Genomic DNA, 24,892 nt, shown 5'->3' with positions numbered 1-24,892 from the left:
AAGTATAAGATTAGTACCTATACTTTATGTTTTATATTTCTCACTTAAAAAGTAGTAAAGCCCAGGTTGGTCTGCAATCGGAACAGGATGTACTTAAACCAGGTCACATCGCTCTGATAGGCCTCAAAGGGTAAAGTGAACACATGCCCCTCGTTATTCCATAGCCGATTGAAATAGGCTTCCATTTCTGTGAACAGCGGCTGATCACGCTTCATAGAAATCCACAGATCATTCTCCAGATTGTAGTCATCCAGATTACGTTTGGTAAAGTTAGTAGAGCCGCCAAGAAGGATGGAACTGCCGGTTTGTTTGGCGATAAAGAGCAACTTCGGATGATATTGCTCCTTGGTTGTATTGTACCAGCGAATAGAGATTTCGCCATTCGTGCGCTTGTTCAGGTCCATGGCAACTGGACGGTTAGGGATCCCGATTTTATCACGCCCGAAGGCGTTCTGGTTGGGATCCAGAATTAGGTTTACCTTAGCCCCGCGTGAAGTCGCCTCCACCAACGCATCCAGAATGGCATCATCAGCAAGATAGAACATACCCATCCATACGGTATCCCCCTTCTGGGCGGATCTGATGCCTTGCAGCGCATACTTGTACACCTTTCCTTCTGTTAAATAGCGAACCTCCAGGGGCTCAGCTGACGGTACGCTCTTTTCTTGGGTGAATTTGGGCTTATGAACCAGCAGAGGGCCTGCGTCGGAAAGATTGGCTGCTGCTTGCTCGGTCTGGAGAATATCAGCAATAATTGGACCTTGTACCTCTAAAGCAATATTGGAGTGGTAGGCGCTGGCATCGTGAACATTTCCAGAGGAAATTAGTGCAGTGTTCTCACTGACAATTACTTTACGATGGTTCGCCTTCACATTCAGCAGCTTCAGATAAGATCGAGCGGTAATATCCGGTCCGCCACTGGCCATAAGATTGGGAATAAAGCCCTTACCGGACTGTCCAAACCATTGGATGAAGGTTCGCCAGACGGCCGAATAAGCAGGTGTAGAATCTCGCAGCGCATTAACATCGGTCATGATGACTCGAATCCCTACAGCCTTCATTTCTTCGAGAAGATGATTGGGTGCTGAGTTGTAATTCGTGTTGACCTCATCAGTAATGAAGACAATCTCCATGTCAGGATAAGCTTGCTTCTGTGAGATTAACTTATCTGTCAAAATCCGGCTGACTGGAGGAAATGACTGATCCTTATGGGTATAATCATTAAATAAGAATAGATCAATGACTAAGAACTCCTTGGACTCCTCGATAATCTGTATAATTCTAGGGAAAATTTCACTCTCTTGATTGCCAGTATCGGTACCGTCTGGATAGGTTAGGTCATGCCAGAAAGCTACATTATTCACTTTGTATATGGGACTTTCATAAGAAATCCCTGCGGGAAGAGGTTTATGTGTCTGGTATATCATGACGCCGATTAACCAGAGAATTAGAATGATGCAAGCCCATATCACTCGTTTGCGGCGTCGTGAAGAGGTGCATTTCTTTGGATCAGGAGAATGGGTTTGATCTTGAATGATTTGAGGCTGAACGGATTGTTCGTGATCTGATTTCATTAGTAAATCCTCCTGAAAGTATTACAGTGCGCATTTCTTTAAGTTAATATGCACCGGCATGTTACCAACCTATTAACACTTAGTGGGGAGAAATGAAGCAGCCTCCGTATTTTTCACTAACCTCATATTGTAAATTCAAGTCTAGGGATATGTTATAATAAGTGCAGTTTAGGAATAGGAGGAACGGAGCATGAATCATACGCCAGAAGAGGCCGTACCATATGATGCGAATAGGCAGTCTGGCGCGGATCATGACAATGGCCTACCAATTGTAGAGGTTTCGGACAAGAAGTCTTTATTGCCTGCATCAAGGACAGGTGAACGCAAAATAGAACATGTACGCCTTTGTCTAAATGAAGAAGTCGGTGGCGTCGGTGTGACTACGGGGTTTGAACAATACCGATTTCGGCATAATGCTCTTCCAGAGCTGAATTTTGATGATATATCCTTGCAGACTACCTTTCTGGAACGTGAGCTGCGTACACCGCTGCTGATCAGCTCGATGACAGGTGGAAGTGCCGCTACCGGAGCCATCAATGCCCGATTAGCAGAGGCAGCACAGCGTCGTGGATGGGCGCTGGGTGTTGGTTCTGTGCGGGCGGCGGTGGAGCGCTCTGAGCTAACCGAAACCTTTTATGTGCGGGACAAGGCACCTGATATACCGGTTATCGCTAATATCGGCGCCGTACAGCTGTCCTATGGTTTCGGGATTGAGGAATGCCGCCGGGCTGTGGATATTGCTGGTGCAGATTTTCTTGTCCTGCATCTCAATGGTCTGCAAGAGGTCTTTCAACCGGAAGGGAATACTGGCTTTGCCTCCTTACTATCGCAGATAGCAAACGTATGCCGTGCACTTGAGGTTCCTGTAGGTGTAAAAGAAGTCGGCTGGGGCATTGACGGTGATACAGCAGCGCATCTTTATAATGCAGGGGTAGCTTTTGTTGATGTAGCGGGTGCAGGTGGAACATCATGGAGTCAGGTCGAGAAGTTTCGGAGTAGAGACCCTATACGGCGTGCAGCGGCTGAAGCTTTCGCGGACTGGGGTACTCCAACCGCGGAATGCATTGCAGAAGTGCGTGCTGTCTCCCCGAAAGGGGCTTTAATTGGCAGCGGCGGCTTGAAGCATGGCGTGGATGCGGCGAAGGCATTAGCTCTCGGTGCTAATTTAGCAGGTTTTGGACGCAATCTGTTAGGGCCAGCAGTAGATTCCGAAGAGGCGCTAGAAGCTGCACTGGCTCAGGTAGAGCTGGAGCTAAAGATAGCAATGTTCGGTATCGGAGCTCCCGATTTAGCAACTTTACGTGGGACTCCCCGTTTAATACGTAAATAAATGAATGTGGTAAATATAGAAGCGAGGAAGTGAAAAAAGAAAATGATTAAATTGGTTCATATGGATGAGTCCGCCTTTCAATTTTTCTTGGGTCAAGCTACCCGTGACTACGCTGAAGACAAGATTAAAGCAGGCGCTTGGGATCCTGAAATCGCGATGAAGCTATCGGAAGAAGCAATAACACAATCTCTGCCCAAAGGGTTAAATACAGATGGCGCTTATCTATACTCCATAGTAGAAATAAGTAGTGATATCCAAGTGGGATATATCTGGTTTAATGTAAGTGAAGGCCGCGGTGGGCGAGAGGCGTTTATATATGATTTCTACATTTTCGAACCGTATCAGAGTAAAGGTTATGGCAAGCAGGCTATGATCGCACTTGATGAAGAAGCTCGTGAAATGAACGTCACAAGAATCGGGTTACATGTCTTCGGTCAGAACAATCGTGCATTTGAACTGTACAAAAAAATGGGATATACCGTAACCGACATTACGATGTCTAAAGATTTATAATACTATCCGTGCAGACCTCGAAAGAGGTCTTTTTTTGTTGTTCTAAGAAATACAATGTAAATAATTGTGATAAATATATTTGAATTAGGAGGAGTAGAAAAATATGATTATTAAATAAATTCCTGAAAATGGATTCGGTGATATGAAATATTAGAAGGGGGATTAAGGTGAGACCAAGGTTTGTATTGTCGGTGGTTATATCTGCGACTGTAATACTGTTAATGGTTAGTTGTAACAGTGGAGATTTGCCAGGGAGAAAGCAATTGGAGTCTGAGCAAGTTCAGGCAAGTCCGAATGCGCCGGTAGTCTCTTCAAAGGTAGCGGAAAAACTGCCTGAAGCAGCGGTGTCTCCATTGACAGTGAAGCAGAGACTAGAAGACTTTGATTACATGTGGAAGATTATTGAGGAGAATTATCCTTTCCTGGAGGTGAACAAGCGTCTGAACGGAGTGGATTGGCTTGCGAACAAAGAGGAGCACTGCAATGAAATTGCAGCCACAAAGACGGATGATGAGTTTTTGACACGAATGGGCTTTGTACTAAGCCAGTTGAACAACGGGCACACGCACTTTATTTCCAAGGAAGATTACCCATGGTTTCTAAAAAGCTATGTTCGAGCAGGTGTTGGTTTTGAACCTTGGGTGAACGTGTTGCAGCAGCCTAATGTATTGGCCCGTTACAACCAGAAATCTTTAGCAGAGCAGCAAAGCGTTAATGAAAACAATAACACTGGGAATAGTGGGGAGGTGGGAAGCCAGTCAGGAGTAACTTCTGGGAATGTAAAAAAGGTCATTATAGAACCTAATCAAATAGCGTATCTAGGGATGAGAAGCTTTAATGGAAGTCTGATGGAGATGGACAGTTCAGAAATTCATGATTTTCTGGTAGAAGTAAAAGATTATAAAACATTAATTCTAGATATCCGTGGAAATGGCGGAGGAAACAGTGATTACTGGAGCATGAATATAGTTCCTCTACTGATTAATAAACCGATTACTTATAATACATATGATCTTTATAGGGGAGGCGAATATGTCGAGGCCTTTATGCAGTCACGCCGGCTGACAGAAGGGTTACAGCCAATTGCTAACCTTAAAGATGAGCAGTTGCCTAATATACCGCCAGAAGCGCTAACAATGTTTAAAAACTATAACAAAAATGTTGATAACGTAACCCCAAATCAATCTGTTGGCTTCAGAGGGAAAATCTATTTGCTGGTAGATAGATCTGTATATTCATCCGCAGAAGGATTCGCCGCATTCGCCAAAGGGACCGGGTTTGCTACGGTAGTAGGTGGAAGAACAGGGGGAGACGGTCTGGGGACAGATCCACTTTTAGCTGCATTGCCTAATAGCGGTTATGTATTCAGGTTCTCCCTCCAGTTGGGACTTAACTCTGATGGAAGCTGCAACGAAGAAGTCAAGACAGTCCCTGATCTGGAGGTTGACCCCGATAGCTCAAAGCCCCTATTGGATCAGCCGGCGGTGCAAAAGGTATTGCAACTTGCCAAATCCCATTGAAATGGACGCGCTTGGATAAGGCTGGATTGACACATCTGTAAGACATCCGGTGTTGCTGGAGAATATGTTCTAATATATAATGGTTTAGATCGTATTACTTATTCGGATGATCAATTTAGCTGAAAATAGGAGTTGTCATATAAATGGCTTTGAAAGCTGGAATCGTCGGTCTTCCTAACGTAGGAAAATCCACATTGTTTAATGCAATAACGCAAGCGGGAGCAGAATCCGCAAACTACCCTTTTTGCACGATTGATCCTAACGTTGGTGTCGTTGAAGTTCCGGACGAACGTCTTGATAAACTGACTGAGCTGGTACAACCTAACAAGACTGTACCTACTGCTTTTGAATTCGTTGATATCGCTGGCCTTGTGCGCGGTGCAAGTAAAGGTGAGGGATTAGGCAACAAGTTCCTAGCTCATATTCGTGAAGTGGATGCTATCGTTCATGTCGTTCGCTGCTTTGAAGATGAGAACGTTACCCACGTGGATGGAAAAGTAAATCCGATCAGCGACATTCAGACCATTAATTTGGAACTGATTCTTGCTGACATTGAGAGCATTGAGAAGCGGATTGAGCGCTCCCGTAAGAACATCAAAGGCGGCGACAAGAAATACGCTCAAGAAGTTGAACTGCTTGAACGTGTCAAAGAAGTTCTCTACGAAGACAAACCTGCACGTAGTATTGAATTGTCCGATGACGAGAAGCTTATTATCCGTGATCTTCATTTGTTAACATTGAAGCCAGTGCTGTATGCGGCGAATGTAAGCGAAGAAGAAGTTGCAAGTGCAGAGGACAATCCTTATGTGCAGCAAGTGCGTGAATTTGCAGCAACTGAAGGTGCTGAAGTTGTTCCGATCAGCGCAAAGGTAGAAGCTGAAATTGCCGAGCTTGAGGGCGAAGATAAAGCGATGTTCCTAGAAGAACTTGGGCTAGAAGAATCTGGTTTGAACCGTTTGATCAAAGCAGCTTACAAGCTGCTAGGCTTGTATACGTATTTCACGGCAGGCGTTCAAGAAGTTCGTGCGTGGACCATTCGTAAGGGAACTAAAGCACCCGGCGCTGCTGGTGTAATTCACACAGATTTTGAACGTGGATTTATCCGTGCTGAGGTAGTGGCTTACGCAGATCTTGTGGCAGCGGGTTCGATGAATGGTGCGAAAGAACGTGGTCAATTGCGTCTAGAAGGTAAAGAATATTTGGTGCAGGACGGCGACGTTATGCATTTCCGTTTCAACGTTTAAGAGGACTAAAGTTTACCAAGAATAAGAGGATCATCTCAGTCGGTAGAGGGTATCTACTGCTGGGATGGTCTTTTTTAAAATATAAGTCATTTATTAAGATGTTTTCGCGTACCGAACTGTAGCCATTTCACAATATCTTTGGTATAATATAAAGTCGTATATCTAATTTTATGATATGTGTTTTAATGTCTTTATTTGCGAATTTGAAATTGAACTAGGAGAGGTGAATTCCCTTGTTGGACCGATTGCAATCCCTGGCGGACCGCTATGAGAAGCTCAGTGAACTGCTTTGTGATCCGGATGTTGCAAACGACAGTAAGAAACTGAGGGATTATTCCAAAGAACAATCAGACCTACAGCCTGCATTTGAGGCGTATACTGAATATAAGAATGTAATGGAAGAGCTTGAAGCTGCTAAGCAGATGCAAGGCGAAAAGCTTGATGATGAGATGAAGGAAATGGTCAAGACGGAAATTGACGACCTTTCCAAACGTCAGGTAGAGCTGGAAGAGCAAATCCGAGTATTACTGCTGCCTAAAGACCCGAATGATGATAAGAACGTAATCGTCGAAATTCGTGGTGCAGCGGGCGGAGATGAAGCAGCATTGTTTGCTTCCGATCTTTACCGGATGTACACCCGGTTTGCAGATTCACAAGGCTGGCGCGTGGAGTTAATGGATGTCAACGCGAGTGACCTTGGTGGATTTAAAGAGGTAATCTTCCTTATTAACGGCCGCGGTGCATACAGTAAGCTGAAATATGAAAGTGGTGCGCATCGCGTACAACGTATCCCAGCGACTGAATCCGGAGGACGTATTCATACCTCTACTTCTACCGTATCGGTGATGCCGGAAGCTGAGGCATTTGAGATTGAGATCCATGATAAAGATATTCGTGTGGATACCTTCTGTTCAAGTGGTGCAGGCGGACAGTCTGTAAATACAACCAAATCTGCAGTACGTGTAACCCATGTACCTACAGGCATTGTTGCTACCTGTCAGGATGGTAAGTCACAGAACTCCAATAAGGATAAAGCGTTACAAGTGCTTCGTGCCCGTATTTCTGATATGAAACGGCAGGAAGAAGAAGCGAAGTATGCTGGTGAACGGAAGAGCAAAGTAGGTACGGGTGATCGTAGTGAGCGTATTCGGACGTATAACTTCCCGCAGAGCCGGGTTACAGATCATCGTATTGGCTTGACACTGCATCGTTTGGAGCAGGTTATGAACGGAGAAATCACTGAAATTATTTCGGCTCTTTCAATTGCTGAACAAGCTGATTTGATGGATAGTATGGACAATGGATAATAATGCTTTGAACGATGGCGTATTTGTCATGTCGGAAGTGAAAAGCATCCGGGAAGCCTTTGCGGAGGCTTCTTCTTTTTTGAGCCAGAGCGGTTGTAATGAACCGCAGCGTAGTGCGCAATTACTGCTTGAGCATGTGCTTGGCTTGTCCGGGGCAGCGTATTATATGGCGCTGGCGGATTCTTTTCCAGCTGCGGTCAAGGAAAAATGGGAGGCGGGAGTTACCCGCCGGAGTAAGGGTGAGCCGGTGCAATATATTATCGGGGAGCAAGAGTTCTACGGGCGTCCCTTTGAAGTGACGCCGGATGTGCTTATTCCACGGCCGGAGACGGAGCTGCTCGTCGAGGCGATTTTGCGGTACGGCGCGGAGCTCTGGCCGGACGGTACGGTTGCGCCGAGTGAACTGGCGCAGGAAGAAGGCGCTGCTTCGTTAGCAGCAGCGCAAGATCGTGAGGGCGGCGCGGAAAGTGGACGCGCCGTACGGCCGCTGACCGCCGTCGATATCGGCGCCGGCAGCGGAGCGATCTCCGTCACGCTGGCGGCGGAAGCGCCGGCGTGGCGGGTCTGCGCCGGCGACATTTCGCCGGAGGCCCTAGCTGTGGCGAAGCGCAATGCGATGCGCTCCGGCACAGCCGTGGACTTTCGGCTCGGCGATCTGCTCGAGCCGTTCGCGGGGATGGAGACGGAAATTCTCGTCTCCAACCCGCCGTACATTCCCGGCGAGGATATCGCCGGGCTGCAGCGTGAGGTGCGCGACCATGAGCCGCGCACTGCGCTGGATGGCGGAGCGGACGGGCTGGACCCGTACCGCCGCATGATGGAGCAGCTGGCGCTGCTCCCGGCACCGCCGCGCCTGATTGGCTTTGAACTCGGCTTCGGGCAAGCCGAGCAAGTGGCCGCGCTACTTGAAGCGGCGGGCCATTGGAAAGAGATCATCACCATTAATGATCTGGCTGGAATTCCACGTCATGTGCTAGGTATAGCACGATAATACTGCCTGCTGTGCAAGGGACTCCTGTTGATCGGGGAGTAAAATTGTATTTTCAACCCGACTTCCTTTACAATAGAATTTAACCGGACTTCTTGGTGAACCATAAAAGAAAGCCCAGATTTAGAGTAGGGAGGCAGAACGTGCTTCAGAAGATTAAAAAAATTGATGGTGCTATCGTAGTCGTTCTGTTATTACTCATGACTGTCAGCATCTTCGCCATATATAGTGTGACTCATGGAAGAGAAAAGCTGGACGGACATCATATCCGTATGATGATGTATTATGCAATTGGCTTTATTGCTTTTATTGGAATGACCTTTTTAGATTACAGAATTTTAGTGAAATACGCGCTATATATTTATTTGTTTGGGATAGGTATCCTGGTCCTCGTTAGCTTTTTGGGCGAGACCAAGAATAATGCCCAAGGCTGGTTGTCCCTCCCTGGAGGACTGAGCCTTCAGCCTGCCGAGCTATTCAAACTAATATTGATTCTATTTCTGGCAGCAATGCTTGTGCGTAAGAATAAAAGTAAACTCTTGTTTTGGCGGGATGTTGTGCCGCTCGGCCTCTTAACCTTATTTCCGTTTCTTATTGTGCTTACACAGAATGACCTTGGGAATGCCTTGTCTTACATTGTGATTCTTGCAGGTCTGTTGTGGATTGGAAATATTAAGTACACTCACGCATTAATCGCGCTGGTGATTGTAGCAAGCTCTGCGATTGCGGGGATTATGAGTTATATTCATTATCATGACGAAATTAAAACATTCCTTAATGATATTGGCCGGTCGCACTGGATTGAACGTTTCGACCCATGGCTTGTTCCGGATAAAGCGACAGCGAAAGCTCTTTATCATACCAAGAACGCCAAGCTTGCGATTGCCTCAGGTGGGATGAGTGGCGAGGGCTACATGAATGGTAGCTCTGTACAGACGGATCGCGTGCCTTATACGTATTCAGACTCCATCTTTGTACAGATTGCCGAGGAATTTGGATTCGTAGGATCTGCCTTTGTGCTGCTACTATATTTTATCCTGATTCATCGAATGATCCTGATTGCGCTGGAAGCCAGAGATCGAGCAGGTCCATTTCTGATCGTCGGCATTGTCGCGATGATGCTGTATCAGATTTTTGAGAATATTGGCGCGTTTATTGGTCTGATGCCATTGACAGGTATCACGTTGCCTTTCATCAGCTTCGGAGGTACCTCTCTGCTTATCAACATGGCCAGCATTGGACTGGTAATGAGTGTGCGTCTGCATGGGCAAGATGTAGAGGAAGATTTACCTAAGCCTACTCCTTATGCAGCCGCCAAACAGGTTTAATCACTAAATCACAATATAACCGTCAGAAACTCATCTTTTAAGGATGGGAACTGGCGGTTTTTTATTTTGGGAAGTGAATCTCTGATATCGGATGTATTACATAAATTTGGAATTGCGGCCTTGAATGCTCTACAATAGAAAGGAGAGACTTTCCTCAGGTGAGGATGGTTGGAACCTTAATAGAGTAAGGAGTTTGCGTATGCTTGAAAAGCTCAAGAAGATCGATAGCGTGATTCTTATTGTTCTAGTTATGCTCATGGTCATTAGTATTCTTTCGATATACAGCGTGACTAATGGTAGATTAGTTCAGAAGCTAGATGGGTTCCATCTACAAATGCTTAAATACTACATTGTAGGGTTTGTAGCGTTTTTTGTGCTTACCTTCGTGGACTATAGGATATTTGTTAAATATGCTCTTTATATTTATATCTTCGGTATTGGTCTGCTAGTGTCGGTTAGTTTTTTTGGAAAGGTAAAGAACGGTGCGCAATTAGGGCTAGAGATAGGTGGACTTAGTTTTCAACCTGCGGAGCTTTTTAAGTTGATATTGATTCTTTTACTCGCATCCATACTGGTCCGTAAACAAGGAGCCACGCTAACCTTCTGGAAGGGAGTCGTCCCACTGGCGCTTCTTACATTGCTCCCCTTTACGATAGTTATTGTACAGAATGATCTGGGAAATGCGCTAAGCTACATCGTAATATTAATCGGTCTTCTATGGATCGGGAATATCAAAATTTCACATGCACTCATCGGATTACTAATCGTTGGCGGATTGGGTCTTGCAGGAATTCTGAGCTATATTCACTATCATGATGAAGCGGTATATTTCTTTGAGGAGACCCTTGGCAGGAAGCATTTAGTGGATCGTTTTGATCCTTGGCTCGTACCTGATTTGGCGTCAGATGATGCAAGCTATCACACGAAAAATGCTAAAGTGGCTATTGCCTCCGGAGGGATGAACGGCGAGGGGTACATGCAAGGAAGCTCTGTGCAGAGTAACCGTGTTCCATATACGTATTCGGATGCCATATTCGTGCAGGTTGCAGAGGAGTTTGGATTCGTAGGTTCAGCGCTGCTGCTGCTGCTCTTCTTTATTTTGCTCCATCGGATGATACTGATTGCTCTAGAGAGTAGGGAGCGCAGCGGTCCGTTTTTAATTATTGGAATTACAGCTATGCTGCTATATCAAATCTTAGAGAATATTGGAGCTTTTATCGGCCTAATGCCGCTTACTGGAATTACACTTCCGTTCATCAGTTATGGAGGCACATCACTTTTAATCAATATGGCCTGCATGGGGATTGTGATGAGTGTGCATCTATATGGACGGGATGTTGAGGATGATTTGCAATTGCCTAACGCGATTCCCATGAAGTTATAGATTTAATAGATTCATAGGTTTGTAGTCTCTCATCTCTGGACATACTACTAGCATGAGTGTTAAGAGGAGAGGGGCTGCTACAAATGAACGATAATCATATGGATAAAAGAGATTCCTTACGTGTAACTTTTAAGTATACTGCCATTTTAATTTGTTTTTTCATGATCGTTATCATGGCCTGGGAAGGTCAAAAAACCGATGCAGCAGTAGCCGAAGTAACGATTCCACAGGATTCTATCCGGCTGCGTATTTTGGCGAATTCGGATGGAACGCAGGATCAGTTAGTGAAGCGGCAGATCCGCGATACAATCGTGGAGCAAATGAACCAGTGGGTAACTGCACTTGAGGACCCGCAGAGCTTAGAGCAGGCACGCGCTTTAATTAGAACTCATCTACCAGAGCTAAATGCATTGGTTGGATCGGAGCTGGAGAAAAGAGGCATTCAGTATTCCTATAACGTGGAGCTCGGTGTAGTTCCTTTTCCGACTAAATTATACGGTGGTACGGTCTACCCTGCCGGAGAGTACGAGGCTGTGCGGGTTACACTGGGTGAAGGCAAGGGACAAAATTGGTGGTGTGTACTGTTTCCGCCACTATGCTTTATCGATGCGGGTTCCGGAGATGCGGCAGCACCTGCTGCTAACAAAGCGGTGAAGACGGTTTCGGCTGCCGGGGCAGAGAGTGGAGCTAAGGCACAACCAGCAGTAGGGACAGCTGTACAAGCAGATTCTTCGGCAAAGGATGCTGCGGCAGCAGATTCCGCAGAGCCAGAGGTACGGTTCTTCGTTTGGGAACTGCTGCAAAACCTTTGGAACTGGATTAGCGGATTATGGTCGTAATGCTGATGCTAGCCCTTTGGTTTTGTGGAAATGGTCTATAGTTTTGAACCTAGATATGTTACTATTTCATAAGCAGATCGACTGCGGCGCCTTCATTGGGGCCGCTTTTTGGTAAGATCAGAGTTAATGAATATCCAGAGTATTTATCCTAAGATTGCAAGAAAAGCTATTGTTCAATGTATATCCTGTAGAAAGCCTGTGATGAGAATGAATGAACCACATGACCCTTTATTCGCCGTTCAACGGCGGAGTGGGAATAGGAATAAGACTGTATATTGGGAACTGGATTTGTTGGAAGATGCAGCTTCGGATTCCGTTGTACTTCAGCCTAATGAGGAGAATAAGTTAGCCATCGTGGAGGCGGCAACCATGCTTCGTGAAGGTGGAACGGTCGCTTTTCCGACCGAAACGGTCTATGGACTTGGTGCGGATGCACGGAATACTGCGGCAGTTGAGGCTGTTTTTGCGGCAAAAGGGCGACCGTCTGATAATCCTCTAATCGTTCATATTGCCGATTCAGGAGCTTTGGACGAGCTGGTTACAGAAGTGCATCCTACGGCTGCGGTATTGATGGATGCTTATTGGCCTGGACCACTGACAGTCGTGCTTCCTGTTCGTGAGGGTGTTTTGTCACCCTGTGTGACGGCAGGGCTGGACACGGTAGGTGTGCGTATGCCTGACCATCCGGTAGCTTTGGCGCTGATCAGTGCAGCGGGCTGTCCCGTTGCGGCACCTAGTGCTAACCGTTCAGGTCGTCCGAGTCCGACTTTAGCTTCACATGTGATGGAAGACTTGGCCGGATACATTGACGGTGTACTTGATGGCGGCGCCGCTGGAGTCGGACTGGAGTCAACTGTGGTTCAGGTGCAACCTGATGGAAAGGTTGCCGTGCTGCGCCCTGGTGGGATTACTACGGAGCAGTTAGCTGCTGTAGTGGGGGCGGAAGCCGTTGCTGCTGAGCCAGCTGTGGTTAAAGAATCCGGAACTTCCGCAGCAGCGGAAGCTCCAGCGGCCAATGAACCGGGGGTGTACCACGGTGCAGAAGCTGTTTCCGACAGCTTGGCGCCACGCGCACCGGGCATGAAGTACACGCACTATGCGCCGCGCGGCTGGCTCGGTGTGGTGAGCGGATCTTCTCCGCAACGTGTTGCGGATGAAGCCGCGAGTCTACTTCAGGCGGCGCAGCTGAGCGGCGAGGTAACGGGCTTGCTCCTCTTCGAGGAGCATAAGTCCCTTTATCCCGCCGCCCCTGCCGCCTGTGTCCTTTCCCTCGGCTCGTTATACTCGCCGGAGGAAGGGGCACGCTCCCTATATGCCGCGCTGAGGCGCTTCGATGAAGCGGGAGCGACATACATCTTGGCCGAGGCTTGTCCGTATACAGGCCTCGGCGCTGCCATTATGAACCGGCTTATGAAGGCAGCCGGTGGTTCTGTCATTGACGCCGGATAGCCACGGCGCCCCTTCTTTACAGCTTTAACACCGGTTCTTCAAATTTGAAATCTCCTATGAAGTCATGATTACCCCCTTGTCCGCATATCGTTGTTGTACAAGATATTTCGGACTTGGGGGGTTAAGCATGGGCATAGGAGATGTATATGCCGGTTGGGGGCAGACGGTTACGATTGCTATAATGGCGATTGCATTAGGGATGGATGCATTTTCCCTCGGTGTAGGCATTGGGATGAAGGGGATTCGTCTGTTGCACATTCTACAAATGAGTGTGCTCATTGCTTTTTTTCATATGCTGATGCCTCTTCTGGGTTTATTAACGGGAAGTTATGTCGGACATTTGCTAGGTCAAGTAACGACTTATGCCGCCGGAGGGCTGCTTGTGCTGTTAGGCGGACATATGGTGTATAACTCCTTTCGTCCGGAAGTGGTAGGTACGCGAGCTATGAATCACCGAACCTTATGGGGAATGCTGCTTCTTTCACTCAGTGTTAGTGTAGACTCATTTTCTGTTGGGGTATCCTTAGGGATGTTTGTGAATGGTGTGCTTCTGACCATACTGGCTTTTGGTGTCTGTGGAGGTCTAATGTCCATTGTCGGCTTACTTCTTGGGCGGCATGTCAGTCGTGGACTCGGGGAATATGGAGAAGCGCTGGGCGGGGCTATTTTATTAGGGTTTGGCTTGTTATTCATCTTTTGATACAATAACGGCATTACCATATTTTAATTTCATGGGGGTGCAAAAGCATGCTGCATATTTTATTCGTCTGCACCGGTAATACATGCCGTAGTCCTATGGCTGAGGGGCTTTTACGAAAGCTCGCGAAGGAACGTGGAATCGACCTGGAAGTGCGGTCTGCAGGTGTATCTGCCATTTCTGGTACTTCTATATCGAGACATGCTGCAGCTATTTTGCAGGAAGAAGGCATTCATGATCATTTAGAGTCGTCGCAATTAACGGGGCAATCCGTTGCTTGGGCCGATCTTGTGCTTACCTTGACCAGTGGACATAAGCAGCATTTGCTGCAGTATTTTCCGGATGCCGTATCGAAAACATATACATTGAAGGAATATGTGCATAATGAAGAAGCTGTGACTAAGGATATTAAAGAATTGGACAGCCTATACGCGGATGCTGAGTTAAGCATAGCTCTAGGTGGTGAACCGAGCGCAACAGATCTACAACGAATGATTGAAATCCGCCAGCGTATCCCAAGCTTTGATATTTCTGATCCATTCGGGGGTACGCGTGAAGATTATGAGCTTACTGCTGCAGAGATTCGCACTTCGTTGTTTAGTTTATTAGATAAACTGGAATCCTTACGCCATTTGTAAATGGTTGATTTTCAGTCCGCTTTGCTTTAAGATGAAGTTATAACTAATCGGTTCCGATGTAACTGGCGACAAATGTGGATCAAACCACGATGGAGCATCGGAATAAACGGCCGGTCGCCTGGGCAAAAGAGCAAATCCGCAGCTACCTGCGGACTGCTCTTTTTTGTTTAAATGAAGCTTGTTTGAAGCTTGAGGAGGTAAGGTGATGGACAAAGTTGTGGAGTTATCTTTAACTGAAGCTACTGTCACTGTGTTAAGGGAGCTAGCGGAAGCTGGTAACCTCGGATCTGGTAAAATTGTTGTCCTTGGAGTTAGTACAAGTGAGGTTGCTGGTGTCCGGATTGGAACCGGTGGTGCGCTTGAAGTCGCACAGCAGCTGCTTGAAGGGGCTCGTTTGGTCGCAGCGGAAAAAGGATTTCATCTCGTTTATCAGTGCTGCGAGCATCTGAATCGTGCGCTTGTAATGGAACGCTCTTTGCTAGAGTCACTTGGGTTAAATGAAGTTTCAGCTGTACCTATACCAGGTGCAGGCGGTTCGATGGCTGCGGCTGCCTATCACGCTATGAAAGATCCTGTTTTGGCGGAAACGATTGATGCTCATGCTGGTCTAGACATTGGTGAGACGCTGATAGGAATGCATTTAAGACGGGTAGCTGTTCCTTTTCGTCCGTCTCTAAGATACATTGGAGCAGCCAGAGTGAATGCGGCATGGACCAGACCTCCACTTATTGGCGGTGAACGTGCGGTATATCGCGCCCCAGAACAAAGCGGCTCACAGGTTTGCGATTAATGAACTTTATTTTTATATTTTTTGCAGAAACATTGACCTTAGCTTCTGTCTAGCAGGTAAATCGTTTCTACTTAAATACAACATATCTACACACACTAGGGAGGAAATAAGAACATGGAACAATTACGTAAGAGTGACCCGGCAGTACTGGAAGCGATGGAATTGGAACTGAAACGTCAGCGTGCCAACATTGAGCTTATTGCCTCAGAGAATATCGTTAGCGAAGCCGTAATGGAAGCTATGGGCTCGGTGCTTACGAACAAATATGCTGAAGGCTATCCCGGCAAACGTTATTATGGTGGTTGTGAAGATGTTGATATCGTTGAGAATCTGGCACGCGATCGTGCAAAAGAATTGTTCGGTGCGGAGCATGTTAACGTACAACCGCATTCCGGAGCACAAGCGAATATGGCTGTTTATTTGGCGGCGCTCAAGCCGGGCGACACGGTTCTTGGTATGAACTTGGCACATGGCGGACATTTAACACATGGTAGTCCAGTCAATGCTTCCGGTTTGCTATATAACTTTGTTGCTTATGGTGTGCAAGAAGATACTTTCCTTATTGATTACGACGAAGTGCGCAAAGCAGCGTTCAAACATCGTCCTAAAATGATTGTTGCTGGTGCGAGTGCGTACCCGCGTATTATTGATTTCGAAAAACTTGGTGCTATCGCCAATGATGTCGGTGCTTTGTTTATGGTAGATATGGCCCATATCGCAGGTCTTGTTGCTGCTGGCCTTCACCCAAGCCCGGTTCCTCATGCTCATTTCGTTACAACTACTACACATAAGACTTTACGCGGCCCTCGCGGCGGTATGATTATGTGCAGACAGCCATGGGCCGCTGCTATCGATAAAGCCGTATTCCCTGGTTCCCAAGGCGGACCATTGATGCATGTGATTGCGTCAAAAGCAGTGGCGCTCGGCGAAGCTTTGCTTCCATCCTTTAAGACTTATGCTGAGGATGTAGTGAAAAATGCCAATGTTCTCGCGGAAACGCTAATCAGCGAAGGGATTAACATTGTATCCGGAGGCACAGATAACCACCTGATGTTGCTGGATACGCGTAACCTGAACATTACCGGAAAAGATGCGGAAAAAGTACTAGATTCCATTGGAATCACTGTGAATAAAAACGCAATTCCATTTGATCCTACAAGTCCTTTCGTAACAAGTGGTATTCGTATTGGTACACCTGCAGTTACTTCCCGTGGTATGGACGAGCAAGCAATGGTGGTTATTGGCCGTATTATTGCTAATGTTCTGAAGAATCCGAAGGATGAAGCGAAATTGGCTGAGGCAGCTCGTCAAGTTGCTGATTTGACGGACCAGTACCCGCTTTATCCAGAACTGAAATACTAGTTCTTATTTGTATTAATGAATGAGTTCACCTCCATCGAGTCCTGATTTTAGGGTTTGATGGAGGTTTTTTGTTGTTTATTGTTCACATAATTATATAGGGGAAAGGATGGAAAACTGATGAAATTGTTTATGAAAGTTCATGGAATTTTCATAAACAATAGTGAAAAGAGTGTGAATAGTATGAAAAACCAAAACTTGCACAACATAATCTAAGTTTTATAAGTGGAAGGTTGCGTATTTCAGCCAATCATTACCTTTCAGGTCAAGGATATACAATAGGAAAGTATTCAATGTAAGTACAAGTGCCTTTCTAGGTGAAATGAAGCGAAGGGAATGCTATAATAGACAGGATTTAGCCACTGAGAAGCAAAAGCGCTTTCTGAGGTTATAGACAAGACTTACAATTACCGGAGGGACATTAAAATGGGAAAATTGGTGATTTGCGATCATCCTTTAATTCAACACAAATTAACATTTATTCGCGATGTAAGAACAAACACAAAGGATTTTAGAGAGCATGTTGACGAAGTAGCCACATTGATGGCTTATGAGATTACACGTGATATTCCTCTAGAGACCATTACGGTACAAACGCCGGTCACTGAAACGGAAAGTAAAGTGATTTCGGGAAGAATGCTTGGGCTTATTCCTATTCTTCGTGCGGGTCTAGGGATGCTTGAAGGCGTTCTAAAGCTTCTCCCTGCTGCTAAAGTAGGACATGTTGGCTTGTTCCGTGATCCGGAAACACTTCAACCGGTCGAGTATTACATCAAGCTTCCTACAGATGTACAGGAACGTGAGCTAATCGTAATTGATCCAATGCTAGCTACAGGGGGATCTGCGATTGCTGCTATTACCTCGTTGAAGAAGCGTGGTTGTACACAAATTAAAATGATGAACCTGATTGCAGCTCCAGAGGGTGTCGCTGCAGTTCAAGAAGCTCATCCAGATGTAGATATTTACGTAGCTGCGCTTGATGATCATTTAAATGAGCATGGATATATCGTTCCGGGACTTGGCGACGCTGGGGACCGTTTGTACGGAACTAAGTAAATAGTAATTCTTGATTAGGATACGAAATTTTTGAATTTTTTGATGAGAGGGTAGGGGTTATGTCCAAAATTAAAGTGATGACTATTTTCGGAGTGCGCCCCGAGGCGATCAAGATGGCTCCTCTAGTTCTTGAACTAGAGAAGCATCCTGAGCACATCGAATCCATTGTTTGTGTCACAGCACAGCATAGAGAACTGCTTGATCAAGTGTTAGAAGTGTTTAAAATCACTCCTGATTATGATTTGGATGTGATGAAGGACCGTCAGACACTGAACGAGATTACTATTCGTGTGCTTGAAGGTTTGGAGCCTGTGCTGAGAGAGGTTAAGCCTGATATCGTGCTGGTGCATGGGGATACATTAACGACGTTTCTAGCTAGTTATGCCTCTTTCCTGCAGCAAATTCAGGTTGGGCACGTAGAAGCAGGTCTTCGGACATGGAACAAACTGTCTCCTTATCCTGAGGAAATGAACCGCCAACTAACAGGTGTTTTGGCCGATCTGCATTTCGCTCCAACCGATTGGTCAGCTAGCAATTTGAAACACGAGAACAAAAAAGAATCAAGTATTTATATCACAGGCAACACCGTAACTGATGTGTTTCAATATACCGTACAGCCGGATTACCGGCATCCTGTTTTGGATTTTGCTTCAGGAAAAAGACTTATTTTGATGACTGCTCACCGCAGAGAATCGCAAGGTGAACCGCATCGTAATATCTTCCGAGCTGTCAAAAGAATCGCTGATGAATTCGAAGATGTAGCCATTGTTTATCCTGTGCATCCGAGTCCGGCAGTTAAGGAACCTGCACATGAAATTCTGGGTGGACATCCAAGAATTAAGCTGATTGATCCGCTGGATGTCGTGGATTTGCATAATTTTTATCCGCATACCCACTTGATATTGACCGATTCCGGCGGTTTACAAGAGGAAGCTCCTTCATACGGAGTTCCTGTACTTGTGCTTCGTGATACGACGGAGCGTCCTGAAGGGATAGACGCTGGAACGTTAGAGCTTGTGGGCACGGACGAGGAGAAGGTGTATGAACGGACACATGCTCTTTTGACTGATAATGAGCTCTATCAGTCGATGAGTCGGGCCGCCAACCCGTACGGAGATGGCAAAGCCTCCCAACGAATTGTCAATGCTATTTTGCACCATTTCGGTGTAAATAAGGAACGTCCTGAAGAGTTTCACAGAATGTTCACAAAAAATAAATAATTTCATTTAAAGTAATATCTGATCTGATTAAAATCAACATACAGTCAAACTGTACGGTTTATATGGTTTTGGAACATTTTGCTGTGATTATTTTCATGTTTTCAAGGGTTTTTGGGCAATGTTCAATGAATTGACAAAGACTCCAGAAATTCAGTAAAATTAGTTGGGATTGTAGCCCATGAAAGAACAAAATAGCAGGGACAGCTTGTTACAGACCGCGCTTATCATTGGAAGTGCAGGCACTATACTCGCCGCTTACATTGTTATTGGTTTTTTTGCGGCAAGGTGGCTGAAAGACTTAATGGAGGGTCCGAAATATTGGCTCGCTATTGGCACTATAACCGGAATGATTCTGGGAATTGTGAACGTCGTCCTGTTAATTAAAAAATTTTTGGGGGAGCAGAATGGATAATATGACTCCCATGATCAATACCGTCACTAGAGTTACGCTCGTCCTTATGGCAGGACTCTTAATGGGCTGGGCGCTTCATCATGAGACCAGGGATATTACACTGGGCATGACTCTGGGTCTGGTGGCGGGATTGGTAAACTTTCGTTATCTGGCCGTCAAGGTTCGACGGGTAACGCAGTCGATTGCGAGCAACGAAGGGAATGCCTTCAGCCTCGGTTTTGTTACACGGATTAGCTTCGCAATTTTGGTCACCATGTTCGCGGTCAAGATTGAGCATTTCTCCCTGGTAGCAACTGTTTCGGGCGTGTTCATTCCTCAGCTTCTCGCCATTCCTGCGGGGATATATCTGAGTGTGAAGAACAAACTTTAACCAGATTAAAGAGAAAGGGGGATGATACTATGCATGAGATGCCGAAGATCTTTGTCGGGGGAATACCGATAGATATATCAGCCGTATTGATGCTTCTGATCAGTTGTACAGTAGTATTTGTACTGGTGATGCTTTCGGTTCGTAAGCTTTCGGTTGAGAATCCATCTAAGCTTCAGAATTTTATGGAATGGGTTGTAGAATTTGTTGAAGGTGTCATAAGCAGTGCCATGGACCTGAAGAAAGGAAAACCTTACATATCTTTGGGGCTAACATTGATTCTGTTTATCTTTGTTTCCAACCTTCTTGGATTGCCTTTCTCAGTTGTAACTGAAGCACATGGACCTGTAACCGTGTTTGGCCATGTGATTGAAGCAACCAAGAACTTGGCGCATGGTGATCATGTTGAGATCTTATGGTACAAGTCGCCGACTGCTGACATTAATATCACTGCAGGATTGGCAATTATTGTGTTTATACTGATGAACTTCCTGGGCATCAAGCTCAACGGCAAGCATTATTTCAAACACTATATTGAGCCGTTTCCAATCTTTTTGCCACTGAACATTATCGAGAACTTGGCAAAACCAGTAGCGCTGGCTATTCGTCTATTTGCTAACATTTTTGCCGGAGAAGTACTGATTACAGTCATTTTGAAACTGGGCATTCTCAGTATTCCGTTCCTGGCTGTATGGCAAGGCTTCAGTATTTTCGTCGGGGCACTACAGGCGTTTATCTTTACCATTCTGACGATGGTTTATATCGCACAGATGACGATTCACGAAGAAGAAGCACATTAATGAACTGCTGCGAAGAGAACGGCTATCGTCTGATTTTCTTTCGCGGGAGATATCTTATATCATTAAACACATTATGAACCGAAATTAAAGGAGGATATTTACAAATGGAATTTTTAGCAGCAGCAATAGCGGTTGGATTGGGTGCACTTGGCGCAGGTCTTGGTAACGGTATGATCGTTAGTAGAACAGTTGAGTCTATCGCTCGTCAACCAGAAGCTCGTAACGCGCTTCAAACAACAATGTTTATCGGTGTAGGTATCGTCGAAGTTATTCCGCTCGCAGCAACAGTTATCGCATTCCTGATCATGTTTTCTTAATAAACCGTATTTACGGTTTGGCGGGGACGGCCGATGCCATCCGCGCCTTACTTTTGTATACGTCCGCATGACGCGGTAACGGAAGGGAGTGACCTCAGTGGATATTGTTTGGACAAACATCGTATTTTCAATTGTAGCCTTTGGGATTCTATATTTCTTGCTCAGTAAGTATGCGTTCAGCAAACTGTTCGCAGTTATGGAGAAGCGCCGTGAGCTGGTAATGCAGCAAATGGATGAAGCTGCGAAGACTAGAGAGCAAGCGGTCGCGTATGTGGAAGAGCAGAAGCAAGCGCTGAACAGTGCACGCCAGGAAGCTCAACAGATTATTCAACAATCGCAAATTACTAGCAATCAACAGGTAGAACAAGCTTTGGCTCAAGCCAAAGTTGAAGCTGCACGTGTCAAAGAAGAGGCCGTGCGCGATATCGAGAACGAGAAGAATAAAGCAGTGGAAGAGTTGCGCAGCGAAATTGGAACGGCATCTGTTCGTATTGCTTCTAAACTTCTTAAAAAAGAAGTTAGTGCTAGCAGTGAGCAGGAGCAGCTTGTGAACCAATACCTCAATGAGGTAGGAGGCCGATCATGAGCCGCGATACGGTAGTTGCCAAGCGCTACGCTAAAGCATTGTACAGTGCAGCGGTAGAGAAGGGGATTACCCTTGAAGTAGAAGAAGAGCTCAAGGCAGTGGTCGAAGTATTACATTCTGACCAAGAGGTTAAGCGGTTTATTCTTGCACCGCGCATCTCGGAGTCCGACAAGTTGAAAGTGCTGCGCACAGCACTTCAAGATAAGATCTCTCCTATCGTGATGAACATTGTAGAACTGTTAGTAGAGCGAGGCAGAACCGATATTTTTGCCGAACTGCTGGATACGTATATCAAGATTGAAGGAGACGCTCTTGGCATTGGTGATGCTAAGGTATACTCCGTTTATTCTTTAAGTGAAGAAGAACAAGCGGCTGTAGCTGCAGAATTCGGCCAGCTCGTAAACCGTAAAATCCGGGTTACGAATGTGGTGGATCCAAGCCTGCTGGGAGGACTGAAAGTTTATATCGGCGATACGCTGTATGACGGCAGTCTGTCTAGTAAATTGGAACGTCTCGAGAAATCCTTTAATGATAAGCATAGAAGATAGGGGTGAGGATATTGGGCATCAGACCTGAAGAGATCAGCACTTTGATCAAAAGTCAAATTGAGCAATATAAAGCCGATATCGAAGTTGCCGAAGTGGGCACCGTCATTCAAGTCGGAGACGGTATCGCTCGTGTCTACGGTCTGGAAAACGCAATGGCAGGCGAGTTGCTAGAGTTCTCCAACGGTGTAGTGGGCATGGCGCTCAATCTGGAAGAAAGCAACGTCGGTGTTGTTATTCTAGGTGAGTACAAGGAAATTCGTGAAGGCGATCAAGTAAAACGTACCGGACAAATCATGCAAGTCCCAGTGGGAGAGGCCCTTCTGGGTCGTGTTGTTAACGCACTCGGTATGCCGCTTGACGGTAAAGGCCCAATCCAAACGACGGAATTCCGTCCGGTTGAGAATAACGCTCCTGGTGTTATCGACCGTAAATCGGTTCATGAGCCAATGCAAACTGGCCTTAAAGCGATTGATGCGATGGTACCAATTGGTCGTGGACAACGCGAACTTATCATTGGTGACCGTCAAACAGGTAAGACTGCAATCGCAATCGATGCGATTATCAACCAAAAAGGCAACGGAATGAAATGTATTTATGTTGCCATTGGACAAAAACAATCAACAGTAGCACAGGTTGTAGAAACTCTCCGTCGTCATGGCGCGTTGGAATATACAATCGTTGTAACTGCTTCGGCTTCCGAGCCATCCCCACTGTTGTACATTGCTCCATACGCAGGTTGCGCAATGGGCGAGTACTTTATGTACAAGGGCGAACACGTACTGATTATTTATGATGACCTTTCAAAACAAGCTTCGGCTTATCGCGAATTGTCCTTGCTGCTTCGTCGTCCACCGGGTCGTGAAGCGTTCCCTGGTGACGTGTTCTACTTGCACTCCCGTCTTTTGGAACGTGCGGCTAAGCTTAGTGATGAGCTTGGTGGTGGTTCATTAACCGCACTTCCGTTCATCGAAACACAAGCATCTGACGTATCGGCTTACATTCCTACGAACGTAATCTCGATTACAGATGGTCAAATCTTCCTTGAATCCGATCTGTTCTACTCTGGTCAGCGTCCGGCGATCAACGTCGGTATCTCCGTTTCCCGTGTAGGGGGCTCCGCTCAGATTAAAGCGATGAAGAAGGTAGCTGGCTCGCTCCGTTTGGATCTTGCCCAATATCGTGAACTTCAAGCTTTCTCACAGTTCGGCTCAGATCTTGATAAATCTACGCTTGCTCGTCTGAATCGCGGAGCACGTATGATGGAAGTTCTGAAACAAGGTGTAAATCAGCCGCTATCTGTTGAGCATCAAGTGCTTAGCTTGTACACAGCTGTAAAAGGATACTTGGATGATATTCCTGTTAAAGACGTAAAGCGTTTTGAAAAGGAATTCCTTGCTTACATGGATAGCAGTGCTGCTGAAGTTGCTCAATCCATCAGAGATACCAAGGATTTGACAGCAGATAACGAAGCCGCTCTTAAAGCAGCAATTGATAAATTTAAAAGAGGCTTTGCTACTAGCTAATATAGATCGTACCTAAACGAATCTTACGAAGTGAGCTTTGGCTCTGCCGAAGCTCAGGCTATTACTTATAAAGTTGGCTTTGAATTCGTCAAAGCCAAGAAGATGCTTACGAAGTTAGCTTTGACTTCGTCAAAGCTTTAAGGTGGTGAAATCATGGCAAGAAGCATGCGTGATATTAAACGTCAAATTAAGAGTGTTCAAAACACAAGACAGATCACAAAAGCGATGGAAATGGTAGCCGCCTCCAAGCTGAGAAAAGCTCAGGAGAAGGCTATTGCCGCCCGTCCTTATGCTGAGAAGCTGAAAGAGGTTGTATCGAGCATTGCTGCTGGTACAGAAGGCGTTCAGCATCCCATGCTGGTCAGTCGCCCTGTGAAAAAAACTGGTTATCTTATCGTGACCTCTGATAGAGGGCTTGCGGGAGGGTACAATGCTAATATTTTACGTAAGGTGACGATGCTCATCGCGGAGCGACATAAATCCAAAGATGAATACGCCTTGTTCGTTATCGGTCGTAAAGGCCGTGACTTCTTACGCCGCCGTGAATATCCGATTGTACAGGAAGTTACTGAGCTATCGGATGCGCCGAAGTTTGCTGATATTAAGTCTATCGCTAATTCGGCAGTACAACAGTTTGTAGATGGTACGTATGACGAGTTGTACGTTTGTTACAACCAATTCGTCAATGCGATTACCCAGATCCCAACCGTTGATCGACTGTTGCCTATGGAAGGCGTAGGAAATCATGAGCATCATGAAGCGTCTGCAAATTACGAATATGAACCTTCACCAGAAGGCGTGCTCGAAGTGCTACTTCCGAAATACGCCGAAACTTTGATTTATAGCGCAATTCTGGATGGCAAGGCCAGTGAGCTGGGTGCGAAAATGACAGCGATGGGCAGTGCAACAAAGAACGCGTCGAAAATGATCGGAGAACTTACCCTTACGTACAACCGTGCCCGTCAGGCGGCAATTACGCAGGAAATTACCGAGATCGTGGCCGGAGCGAATGCTCAGTCTTAAAAATCTTAAAATATAAGAAAGTATAGGTTCTACACTATACAAAACACTTATATTTCTACGAGAAACGGTTGTCATCATTT

General features: G+C 46.0%; 25 protein-coding genes and 1 riboswitch. Of the genes, 24 read left to right on the top strand and 1 reads right to left on the bottom strand.

The annotated features are described in order from the left end of the window. Window positions 1-44: 44 nt before the first annotated feature. Complete coding sequence (locus M2444_RS14350) at window positions 45-1,574, bottom strand: phospholipase D family protein (RefSeq protein WP_280787298.1); 1,530 nt, start codon at window positions 1,572-1,574, stop codon at window positions 45-47. Between the two features lie 190 nt (window positions 1,575-1,764). On the opposite strand from M2444_RS14350, the gene fni reads away from it, so the two are divergent. The 24 genes from fni (at window position 1,765) to atpG (ending at window position 24,812) form a co-directional block, all read left to right on the top strand. Further along, window positions 1,765-2,904 (top strand): type 2 isopentenyl-diphosphate Delta-isomerase, encoded by a 1,140-nt coding sequence (fni, locus tag M2444_RS14345; protein ID WP_094871109.1) that lies wholly within the window; start codon window positions 1,765-1,767, stop codon window positions 2,902-2,904. Window positions 2,905-2,946: 42 nt separating this feature from the next. After that, the gene (locus M2444_RS14340) at window positions 2,947-3,417 is read left to right on the top strand and encodes a GNAT family N-acetyltransferase (protein WP_256989866.1); all 471 of its coding nucleotides are present in this window, start codon (window positions 2,947-2,949) and stop codon (window positions 3,415-3,417) included. Window positions 3,418-3,584: 167 nt separating this feature from the next. Further along, window positions 3,585-4,937, top strand: coding sequence for a S41 family peptidase (locus tag M2444_RS14335; RefSeq protein ID WP_280787297.1), 1,353 nt, complete (start codon window positions 3,585-3,587; stop codon window positions 4,935-4,937). 143 nt (window positions 4,938-5,080) lie between these two features. After that, the gene (gene ychF / locus M2444_RS14330) at window positions 5,081-6,181 is read left to right on the top strand and encodes a redox-regulated ATPase YchF (protein ID WP_042131387.1); all 1,101 of its coding nucleotides are present in this window, start codon (window positions 5,081-5,083) and stop codon (window positions 6,179-6,181) included. Window positions 6,182-6,414: 233 nt separating this feature from the next. Next, window positions 6,415-7,488 carry a peptide chain release factor 1 gene (gene prfA / locus M2444_RS14325; RefSeq protein WP_094871115.1) on the top strand — a complete coding sequence of 358 codons (1,074 nt, stop codon included), beginning with the start codon at window positions 6,415-6,417 and terminating at the stop codon, window positions 7,486-7,488. After that, window positions 7,481-8,479, top strand: a complete 999-nt coding sequence (prmC, locus tag M2444_RS14320; protein ID WP_280787296.1) for a peptide chain release factor N(5)-glutamine methyltransferase — start codon at window positions 7,481-7,483, stop codon at window positions 8,477-8,479. Before prfA ends, prmC begins: the two co-directional genes overlap by 8 nt. A gap of 140 nt (window positions 8,480-8,619) precedes the next feature. Next, the gene (locus tag M2444_RS14315; protein ID WP_042192492.1) at window positions 8,620-9,804 is read left to right on the top strand and encodes an FtsW/RodA/SpoVE family cell cycle protein; all 1,185 of its coding nucleotides are present in this window, start codon (window positions 8,620-8,622) and stop codon (window positions 9,802-9,804) included. 199 nt (window positions 9,805-10,003) lie between these two features. After that, window positions 10,004-11,188 carry an FtsW/RodA/SpoVE family cell cycle protein gene (locus M2444_RS14310; RefSeq protein ID WP_094877957.1) on the top strand — a complete coding sequence of 395 codons (1,185 nt, stop codon included), beginning with the start codon at window positions 10,004-10,006 and terminating at the stop codon, window positions 11,186-11,188. 83 nt (window positions 11,189-11,271) lie between these two features. After that, complete coding sequence (gene spoIIR / locus M2444_RS14305) at window positions 11,272-12,027, top strand: stage II sporulation protein R (RefSeq protein ID WP_256989867.1); 756 nt, start codon at window positions 11,272-11,274, stop codon at window positions 12,025-12,027. A 207-nt stretch (window positions 12,028-12,234) separates the two neighbouring features. After that, window positions 12,235-13,476: an L-threonylcarbamoyladenylate synthase gene (locus M2444_RS14300; RefSeq protein WP_280787382.1), complete on the top strand. Its 1,242-nt coding sequence runs from the start codon at window positions 12,235-12,237 to the stop codon at window positions 13,474-13,476. Window positions 13,477-13,603: 127 nt separating this feature from the next. Continuing rightward, window positions 13,604-14,176 carry a manganese efflux pump MntP gene (locus M2444_RS14295; protein WP_094871122.1) on the top strand — a complete coding sequence of 191 codons (573 nt, stop codon included), beginning with the start codon at window positions 13,604-13,606 and terminating at the stop codon, window positions 14,174-14,176. A 47-nt stretch (window positions 14,177-14,223) separates the two neighbouring features. Continuing rightward, window positions 14,224-14,811 (top strand): low molecular weight protein arginine phosphatase, encoded by a 588-nt coding sequence (locus tag M2444_RS14290; RefSeq protein WP_280787295.1) that lies wholly within the window; start codon window positions 14,224-14,226, stop codon window positions 14,809-14,811. Between the two features lie 48 nt (window positions 14,812-14,859). Continuing rightward, a riboswitch (ZMP/ZTP riboswitch) is annotated at window positions 14,860-14,942 on the top strand. 74 nt (window positions 14,943-15,016) lie between these two features. Beyond that, on the top strand, window positions 15,017-15,601 hold the full coding sequence (locus M2444_RS14285; protein WP_094871126.1) for a TIGR01440 family protein: 585 nt from the start codon (window positions 15,017-15,019) through the stop codon (window positions 15,599-15,601). A 114-nt stretch (window positions 15,602-15,715) separates the two neighbouring features. Continuing rightward, complete coding sequence (locus tag M2444_RS14280) at window positions 15,716-16,963, top strand: serine hydroxymethyltransferase (protein WP_094877959.1); 1,248 nt, start codon at window positions 15,716-15,718, stop codon at window positions 16,961-16,963. 423 nt (window positions 16,964-17,386) lie between these two features. Further along, window positions 17,387-18,016: a uracil phosphoribosyltransferase gene (upp, locus tag M2444_RS14275; RefSeq protein WP_094871130.1), complete on the top strand. Its 630-nt coding sequence runs from the start codon at window positions 17,387-17,389 to the stop codon at window positions 18,014-18,016. A 59-nt stretch (window positions 18,017-18,075) separates the two neighbouring features. Beyond that, window positions 18,076-19,236, top strand: a complete 1,161-nt coding sequence (gene wecB / locus M2444_RS14270) for a non-hydrolyzing UDP-N-acetylglucosamine 2-epimerase (RefSeq protein ID WP_094871132.1) — start codon at window positions 18,076-18,078, stop codon at window positions 19,234-19,236. A gap of 178 nt (window positions 19,237-19,414) precedes the next feature. Further along, window positions 19,415-19,648, top strand: coding sequence for an AtpZ/AtpI family protein (locus M2444_RS14265; protein WP_042192476.1), 234 nt, complete (start codon window positions 19,415-19,417; stop codon window positions 19,646-19,648). Then, on the top strand, window positions 19,641-20,018 hold the full coding sequence (locus tag M2444_RS14260) for an ATP synthase subunit I (RefSeq protein WP_094871134.1): 378 nt from the start codon (window positions 19,641-19,643) through the stop codon (window positions 20,016-20,018). The genes M2444_RS14265 and M2444_RS14260 overlap by 8 nt, the downstream gene beginning before the upstream one ends. Before the next feature lie 29 nt (window positions 20,019-20,047). Then, window positions 20,048-20,815: a F0F1 ATP synthase subunit A gene (gene atpB, locus M2444_RS14255; protein ID WP_042131372.1), complete on the top strand. Its 768-nt coding sequence runs from the start codon at window positions 20,048-20,050 to the stop codon at window positions 20,813-20,815. A gap of 104 nt (window positions 20,816-20,919) precedes the next feature. Further along, a complete protein-coding gene (gene atpE / locus M2444_RS14250) occupies window positions 20,920-21,132 on the top strand; it encodes a F0F1 ATP synthase subunit C (protein ID WP_039877624.1) in 213 nt (70 codons plus the stop codon). Between the two features lie 97 nt (window positions 21,133-21,229). Next, complete coding sequence (gene atpF / locus M2444_RS14245) at window positions 21,230-21,718, top strand: F0F1 ATP synthase subunit B (RefSeq protein ID WP_094871136.1); 489 nt, start codon at window positions 21,230-21,232, stop codon at window positions 21,716-21,718. Next, window positions 21,715-22,266, top strand: a complete 552-nt coding sequence (locus tag M2444_RS14240) for a F0F1 ATP synthase subunit delta (protein ID WP_094871138.1) — start codon at window positions 21,715-21,717, stop codon at window positions 22,264-22,266. The genes atpF and M2444_RS14240 overlap by 4 nt, the downstream gene beginning before the upstream one ends. Before the next feature lie 11 nt (window positions 22,267-22,277). After that, a complete protein-coding gene (gene atpA, locus M2444_RS14235; RefSeq protein WP_042131369.1) occupies window positions 22,278-23,789 on the top strand; it encodes a F0F1 ATP synthase subunit alpha in 1,512 nt (503 codons plus the stop codon). Between the two features lie 153 nt (window positions 23,790-23,942). Then, on the top strand, window positions 23,943-24,812 hold the full coding sequence (gene atpG / locus M2444_RS14230; RefSeq protein WP_094871140.1) for an ATP synthase F1 subunit gamma: 870 nt from the start codon (window positions 23,943-23,945) through the stop codon (window positions 24,810-24,812). Window positions 24,813-24,892 lie beyond the last annotated feature (80 nt).

It is taken from the genome of Paenibacillus sp. PastF-3 (assembly GCF_029893135.1).
In the GTDB taxonomy this organism is placed as follows: Bacteria; Bacillota; Bacilli; order Paenibacillales; family Paenibacillaceae; genus Paenibacillus_AQ; species Paenibacillus_AQ nitricinens.
This window is presented reverse-complemented; position numbering and strand designations above follow the sequence as displayed.

Coding starts and splice junctions, on each gene's coding strand:
- M2444_RS14350 (WP_280787298.1), bottom strand. CDS start 1,574: ATGAAATCAGATCACGAACAATCCGTTCAGCCTCAAATCATTCAAGAT.
- fni (WP_094871109.1), top strand. CDS start 1,765: ATGAATCATACGCCAGAAGAGGCCGTACCATATGATGCGAATAGGCAG.
- M2444_RS14340 (WP_256989866.1), top strand. CDS start 2,947: ATGATTAAATTGGTTCATATGGATGAGTCCGCCTTTCAATTTTTCTTG.
- ychF (WP_042131387.1), top strand. CDS start 5,081: ATGGCTTTGAAAGCTGGAATCGTCGGTCTTCCTAACGTAGGAAAATCC.
- prmC (WP_280787296.1), top strand. CDS start 7,481: ATGGATAATAATGCTTTGAACGATGGCGTATTTGTCATGTCGGAAGTG.
- M2444_RS14310 (WP_094877957.1), top strand. CDS start 10,004: ATGCTTGAAAAGCTCAAGAAGATCGATAGCGTGATTCTTATTGTTCTA.
- spoIIR (WP_256989867.1), top strand. CDS start 11,272: ATGAACGATAATCATATGGATAAAAGAGATTCCTTACGTGTAACTTTT.
- M2444_RS14300 (WP_280787382.1), top strand. CDS start 12,235: ATGAATGAACCACATGACCCTTTATTCGCCGTTCAACGGCGGAGTGGG.
- M2444_RS14295 (WP_094871122.1), top strand. CDS start 13,604: ATGGGCATAGGAGATGTATATGCCGGTTGGGGGCAGACGGTTACGATT.
- M2444_RS14290 (WP_280787295.1), top strand. CDS start 14,224: ATGCTGCATATTTTATTCGTCTGCACCGGTAATACATGCCGTAGTCCT.
- M2444_RS14285 (WP_094871126.1), top strand. CDS start 15,017: ATGGACAAAGTTGTGGAGTTATCTTTAACTGAAGCTACTGTCACTGTG.
- M2444_RS14280 (WP_094877959.1), top strand. CDS start 15,716: ATGGAACAATTACGTAAGAGTGACCCGGCAGTACTGGAAGCGATGGAA.
- upp (WP_094871130.1), top strand. CDS start 17,387: ATGGGAAAATTGGTGATTTGCGATCATCCTTTAATTCAACACAAATTA.
- wecB (WP_094871132.1), top strand. CDS start 18,076: ATGTCCAAAATTAAAGTGATGACTATTTTCGGAGTGCGCCCCGAGGCG.
- M2444_RS14265 (WP_042192476.1), top strand. CDS start 19,415: ATGAAAGAACAAAATAGCAGGGACAGCTTGTTACAGACCGCGCTTATC.
- M2444_RS14260 (WP_094871134.1), top strand. CDS start 19,641: ATGGATAATATGACTCCCATGATCAATACCGTCACTAGAGTTACGCTC.
- atpB (WP_042131372.1), top strand. CDS start 20,048: ATGCATGAGATGCCGAAGATCTTTGTCGGGGGAATACCGATAGATATA.
- atpE (WP_039877624.1), top strand. CDS start 20,920: ATGGAATTTTTAGCAGCAGCAATAGCGGTTGGATTGGGTGCACTTGGC.
- M2444_RS14240 (WP_094871138.1), top strand. CDS start 21,715: ATGAGCCGCGATACGGTAGTTGCCAAGCGCTACGCTAAAGCATTGTAC.
- atpG (WP_094871140.1), top strand. CDS start 23,943: ATGGCAAGAAGCATGCGTGATATTAAACGTCAAATTAAGAGTGTTCAA.